The following is a 6,156-nucleotide window of genomic DNA, read 5'->3' on the forward strand; positions in this document are numbered from 1 at the left end:
AGGCCTCCATCCTTCGAGACGCGGCCTTTCGGCCGCTCCTCAGGATGAGGGATGGCCAGTTTGATCAAACCTCGTCCCCAAGAGAGTTGTATATTTCGTCGCGCATCCCATCTGTGGCACACGCCGTTCGGCGATAAAGTTTCCCGCCACGAAAGAGCATCACATGTCCTTCTACGACGCCTCCGTCCCCGCCTTCCTGCAAATCCTCGGCAGCCTGTCAGGCATTCTCACCAAGGCAGAGGCGCATTGCGCCGCGAAGAAGGTCCAGCCGGAGGTATTGCTCTCCGCGCGGCTCTATCCGGACATGCTGCCGCTATCGAAGCAAATTCAACTGGCGTGCGATTTCTCCGGCAAAAGCTGCGCCCGGCTTGCCCATATCGACGTGCCAACGACGCCGGATACCGAGAAAACCTTTGAAGAACTGCGCCAGCGGCTGGAGAAGGCCGCCGACTACCTGAAGAAGTTCACGCCCGCGCAATTTGAAGGCGCCGACAGCCGCGAGGTCACCTTCCCGGTCGGCCCCGACCGGACCATGACACTCAAGGGCCAGGAATTCCTCAACCGCGTTGCCTTCCCGAATTTCTATTTCCACGCCGCGATCGCGCACGGCATTCTCCGCCACAATGGCGTCGAGATCGGCAAACGCGATTTCCTCGGCGTGGCCTGAGCGGTCCGGCCCTCCGGAGTGCCAACGGAGCAAAGTGTGCTAACGTGGGCGCGATACAAAGGATGATCTTCATCATTTCGCGCCCATTTCAAGCAGTTCCTGCTGGCTGGCGATTTCGTGATTGTGGCTGACTTGCCGCAGTACAAGCGAGTGCACACCTCGATATCACTCCCGCCTGCTTTTCTCACTCAACGAGATCATCCCAATGAGCACATCCAAACTTCTCGAATCCTACAAGCTTGGCTCGATCACCCTTTCCAATCGCCTTGTGATGGCGCCGCTCACGCGTAACCGTGCGCTGGAGGGGTTGGTGCCTAATCCGCTCGCCGTGGAATATTACGGCCAGCGCGCCTCGGCGGGCCTTCTGGTCAGCGAAGCCACCCAGGTTTCACAGCAGGGTCAGGGATATCAGGACACACCCGGCATCTATTCCAGAGAACAGATTGCCGGATGGCGCAAGGTAACAGACCGTGTGCATTCCAGGGGCGGACGAATCTTCCTTCAGCTCTGGCATGTCGGCCGGATCTCGCATACGTCGCTACAACCGAACAATGGTGCGCCAGTCGCGCCGTCGGCGATCCGCGCCAGGACCAAGACCTTCGTCAACGGTACCTTTGCGGATGTTTCCGAGCCCCGCGCGCTCGAACTTTCGGAAATCCCCGGCATCATCGACGACTTCCGGAAGGGCGCCGCCAACGCGATTGAGGCCGGTTTCGACGGCGTCGAGGTCCACGGAGCCAACGGGTATCTTCTGGATCAGTTCGCCAAGGATGGCACCAACAAGCGCGCCGACGCCTATGGCGGCTCAATCGAGAACCGCGCCAAACTGATGCTCGAAGTGACCAAAGCGGTGGCCTCTGAAGTTGGCAGCGACCGCTCCGGCATCCGCATCTCGCCGGTGACACCGGCCAACGATGTGTCGGACTCCAATCCGCAGCCGCTGTTCGACTACATTGTCGATCACCTCAACGCGCTGAAGCTGGTCTACATCCACGTCATCGAAGGTGCTACGGGTGGTCCGCGCGATATCGCGCCGTTCGACTACCGCTCGCTGCGCAATCGCTTCAAGGGCACCTATATCGCCAACAATGGCTACGATCTCGAGCTGGCGAACAAGGTGCTGTCGGCCAATGAAGCGGACCTGATCGCATTCGGGAAATTGTTCATCTCCAATCCCGATCTGGTCGAGCGTTTCAAGCGTGGCGCACCGCTCAATGCATTCGACAAAGCCACCTTCTACGGCGGCAGCGCCAAGGGATATACGGACTATCCCGCGCTTGAATCCGCCGGCGCGGCGGAGTGACGGGCGGCTACCCGTCTATGACGCCATCTTGCCCGGCTGCCCTCGCGCACGCGTGGGGACGCCGGGTCTCACGCCGGAATGGGCTGGTCGTGCTGAATCACTTGCGGGCGGCCCTCTTCATCGATGGCGACATAGGTGAAGTTGCCGTCAGTCACCAGGATCGGCTGCAATTCCCTGCGGCGAAGCACCCACGCTTCGAGATGCACCGTGATTGATGTCTTGCCGACCCTGACGAGGTTGGCGTGCACCGATATGAGATCGCCAACGTAGACGGGCTTGCGGAAATTCATCGCATCGATCGCAACCGTGACGGTGCGCGATTTCGCCGTCTTTGACGCGAATACGCCGCCGCCGACATCCATCTGGCTCAGTAGCCAGCCGCCGAAAATGTCGCCATTCTGGTTGGTATCTGCCGGCATCGCCAGCGTGCGGATACAGAGATCGCCGCACGGCGCGATCTCGGTGACGGTCGGGGCGTGAACGGCTTGCGGGTCGGTCATGTCAAAGGGCGCTCATAAAGAAAACTACCTGAAAGTATCCCAGCCGGCATCCGGCGTGAACCGACCGCCGAATTTTGCGGCGAGCTTACGTAAGGCCGTCGCTACGTTTTCCACCCCGCGCGTCCGCGCGTAGTTCAACGGACCGCCGCGGAACGGCGCATAGCCCGTGCCGAAGATCATGGCGCCATCGACCATGTCGGCATTATCGACGATGCCTTCGCGCAGGCAGGCGACGCAGACGTTCGACATCGGCAAGATCAGCCGGTCGATCATCTCCGCGTCAGGCCCGGCAGCGGATTCAGGTCTGGTCTTGCCGGCCTTGCCGTCCTTCCAGACGTAGAAGCCCTTGCCCGTTTTGCGGCCAAGCTCTCCCTTCGCGACCTTGTCGCGCAGCCATGCCGGCGTCGGCGGTAACAGGTCGCCGAATTTCGAGCGCAGCATGTCGCCGACCGCAAGGCAAATATCGAGTCCGACCTGGTCGGCAAGCTCGATCGGCCCCATCGGCATGCCGAACTTTTCGGCCGCCGCATCGATCACGGTCTTGTCGACGTCGGCATCGAGCATCACCATGGCTTCCAGCATGTAAGGCGTCAGCGCCCGGTTGACGACGAAGCCCGGCGAACTCTTCACCGGCAGTGGCAGGCGATCGATCGCGCCGACAAAGGCCAGCGCTTCCTTCAGGAGCTGCGGATCGGTGCCGTCATGGCTGACGACCTCGACCAATTGCAGGCGCGAAACCGGATTGAAAAAGTGCAGGCCAAGCAAACGCTCGGGCTTTGCCAGCGTCGTACGCAAGTCCTGCAAGGGAATGCTCGACGTATTGGTGGCGAGGATCGCGCCCGCCTTCATCCGTGGTTCCAGGCCCGCATAGACTTTTTGCTTGAGCTCCAGTTTTTCCGGCACAGCCTCGATGATGAGGTCCGCATTGCGAACCCCCTCGCCATCGAGATCGGGAATCAATCGATCGAGCGCGTCACGCACTTCGGCGCGCTTGCGGATGATCTTGCCGAACAGATCGGCCGCGCGCTTGATTGCGCCCGCGATCGGTTCCGGCTTCATGTCCGCCAGCGTGGCCCTAAAGCCCCGATTGGCGCACCAGGCCGCGATATCGCCGCCCATGGCGCCGGCGCCGATGACATGGACATGCTTGATCTTGTTTTCCGAGCCGGCATGCTTCTTCATCTGATCGCGCAGGAAGAACACCCGGATCAGGTTTTGCGCCGTCGGCGTCACCATCAGATGCGCGAACGAGCTCTTTTCGGCCGCGAGCATCGCAGCCTTGTTGCCGCCGTGCTTTTCCCAGAGATCGATCAGCCCGTACGGCGCCGGATAGTGCTCGGGCGAAGCCGCCTTCGCAGCCTCGGAGCGCATACGCGAAGCGAGAAAGCCGCGCACGGGGCCGGCGTTGAGAACCGTATTGAGGAAGCCAGGCTTTGCGCGCTTGAGCCGGCCGAACACCGCGTCCTTCACGGCGTTCCGGACATGCCGCTCTTCCGTCACCGCATCAACGAGGCCGAGCGATTTGGCCCGGCGCGCATCGATGGTCCGGCCGGTGAGCATCAGCGTCATCGCCTGCGTCGGATTGACGAGTTCGGTGAAACGGGCCGTGCCCCCGAGACCTGGATGCAGCCCCAACATCACTTCCGGAAAACCGAAGCGCGCGTCTGAAATCGCGATGCGCGATTGACAGGCGAGCGCGACTTCGAGCCCGCCGCCGAGGCAAAAGCCGTGGATCACGGCCACGGTTGGAAATTTCACCGCTTCCAACCAGTCGATCACCGCATGGGCACGCGCGATCTGCACCTCGACCACAGCCGGGTCGCTCGCGCCGCGGAATTCGTTGACGTCGGCGCCGGCAATGAAGCCGGAAGTTTTGGCAGAGCGGATGACGAGACCGGTCGGCCGCTCGCTTTCGAGCGCGGCCAGCACCGTATCGAACTCGGTCAGCACCTCGGCAGACAGCGTGTTGGCGCTGGCGCCGTCACGGTCGAACAACAGCCAGGCGACGCCATCGGCATCGCGCGTCAGCTTGAAATGACGATAGGCGCTGCTTGCCGCCGGCTTCGGTCCGAATTCGAGCACGCGACCAGCGAGAACGTCGAGGATATGGCTTTCCATGACGCCCCCTATACCGTCTCGATCAGCACGGCGCCGCCTTGCCCGCCACCGATACATTCGGTGGCGATGCCGCGTTTGGTGCCAAGCCGCTTCATCGCGTTGACGAGGTGCAGCACGATTCGATTGCCGCTGGTGCCGACGGGATGGCCAAGGCTAATCGCGCCGCCATCGACGTTCAGCCTGCTCTGATCGAGCCGGCCTGCGGCGCCGTCAAGACCCAGGACCTCGCGGCAGAATTCACCGTCGTTCCAGGCCGCGAGGCAGCCCAGCACTTGCGTGGCAAAAGCCTCGTTCAATTCCCAGGTCTCGATGTCGCCAAGCGACAGCTTGTTGCGCTTCAACAGTTCGGTCGCCGACATCACCGGGCCCAGCCCCATGATCGAGGGATCAAGCGCGGCCCAGTGGCTGTCGACGATCACGGCCTTTGGCGCCAGACCGTGTTTCTGGACGGCTTCTTCCGAGGCCAGAATGACCCAGGAGGCGCCGTCGGTGATCTGCGAGGAATTGCCCGCGGTGACCTGACCCCACGGCCGCTCGAACACCGGCCGGAGCGCGGCCAATTTGTCCACCGAGGAATCCGGCCGAACGCCGTCATCGTGATCGTAGAACTTGCCGTCGCGCGCAAACGCGGTCTCGACCTCGCCTTTCAGGAAGCCGCTCTCCTGCGCATGGGCGAGCCGCTTGTGGCTTTCCACGGCATAGGCGTCGGACTGTTCGCGCGTGATGCCGAAGAAATGGCCGACGACCTCGGCGGTCTGTCCCATGTTGAGTTCGGTGATCGGGTCGGTCAGGCCGCGCTCAAGTCCGATGATCGGCTTGAAATAGGCCGGGCGCGCCTTCGCGATGGCGCCGAGCTTCGCCAGGACGCCCTTGGCGGTGGCAAGGCCTGCAAACCACCGAACGCCCTGCGCCGGCCAGACCAGCGGCGCGTAACTCAGCGCTTCAGTGCCGCCCGCGAGAACAAGATCGGAGACACCCTCGCGGATATAGCGGTAGGCGGTGTCGATCGACTGCATGCCGCTGCCGCAATTGATCTGCACTGTGAACGCGACCATCCGTTCGCCCATGCCGAGCCGGAGCGCTGCGACCCGCGCCGGATTCATTTCGTCGGCAATGACGTTGACGCAGCCCAGGATCACCTGATCGAATGCATCAGGCGCAAAGGGCTGCCGCGCGAGCAGCGGGCGGCCGCACTGGACGGCGAGATCGACCGGGGTGAAGGGCCCCGGACCGGTACGCGCTTTCAGGAACGGCGTGCGGCTACCGTCGATAATAAAGACGGGTCGCGCCATCAGCTTGCCGCCCTTTGCTCGCCGAGTTCCTGGAAGAACTGGTGCACGTTCGGCTTCTTGTAAATCGGCGAGAGCGCCTCGGGCGCGAAATCGTCGACGTCGATCACTTTCGCGACCGCCTCATGCACCGCCTTGAGCTGTTCGCCCTCGGCCTGCGTGATCACGCCGCGATTGACCGCCTCCTGCCAGTCAGGCAGGTGCGCCGCACGCAGGCGCTTGGAGATATCTTCAGCACCGACGACAAGCAGAAATGCCTTCTCCAGCCGCGCCACGCCG

6 protein-coding genes are annotated in these 6,156 nt (G+C 62.5%); 2 read left to right on the top strand and 4 right to left on the bottom strand.

Going from position 1 to position 6,156, the window contains the following annotated elements; genetic code table 11:
• Positions 1-163 precede the first annotated feature (163 nt).
• Together M6D32_RS05180 and M6D32_RS05185 are read left to right on the top strand one after the other, a co-directional pair.
• Complete coding sequence (locus M6D32_RS05180; protein WP_298254030.1) at positions 164-667, top strand: DUF1993 family protein; 504 nt, start codon at positions 164-166, stop codon at positions 665-667.
• A gap of 205 nt (positions 668-872) precedes the next feature.
• Entirely contained in the window at positions 873-1,970 is a 1,098-nt protein-coding gene (locus tag M6D32_RS05185) for an alkene reductase (protein ID WP_298254032.1), read from the top strand.
• Between the two features lie 68 nt (positions 1,971-2,038).
• Here the strand turns inward: M6D32_RS05185 and M6D32_RS05190 are convergent, their stop codons facing one another.
• The 4 genes from M6D32_RS05190 to M6D32_RS05205 all read right to left on the bottom strand — a co-directional run.
• On the bottom strand, positions 2,039-2,470 hold the full coding sequence (locus M6D32_RS05190) for an acyl-CoA thioesterase (RefSeq protein ID WP_298254034.1): 432 nt from the start codon (positions 2,468-2,470) through the stop codon (positions 2,039-2,041).
• Between the two features lie 24 nt (positions 2,471-2,494).
• Positions 2,495-4,588, bottom strand: coding sequence for a 3-hydroxyacyl-CoA dehydrogenase NAD-binding domain-containing protein (locus M6D32_RS05195; protein ID WP_298254036.1), 2,094 nt, complete (start codon positions 4,586-4,588; stop codon positions 2,495-2,497).
• An 8-nt stretch (positions 4,589-4,596) separates the two neighbouring features.
• Positions 4,597-5,880, bottom strand: a complete 1,284-nt coding sequence (locus M6D32_RS05200; RefSeq protein WP_298254038.1) for an acetyl-CoA C-acetyltransferase — start codon at positions 5,878-5,880, stop codon at positions 4,597-4,599.
• On the bottom strand, positions 5,880-6,156 hold a 277-nt coding region (locus M6D32_RS05205; protein WP_298254040.1), incomplete at its 5' end, for an acyl-CoA dehydrogenase domain-containing protein. The genes M6D32_RS05205 and M6D32_RS05200, both read right to left, overlap by 1 nt.

Origin of the sequence: Bradyrhizobium sp. (assembly GCF_027307225.1) — a bacterium.
Lineage (GTDB): Bacteria > Pseudomonadota > Alphaproteobacteria > Rhizobiales > Xanthobacteraceae > Bradyrhizobium.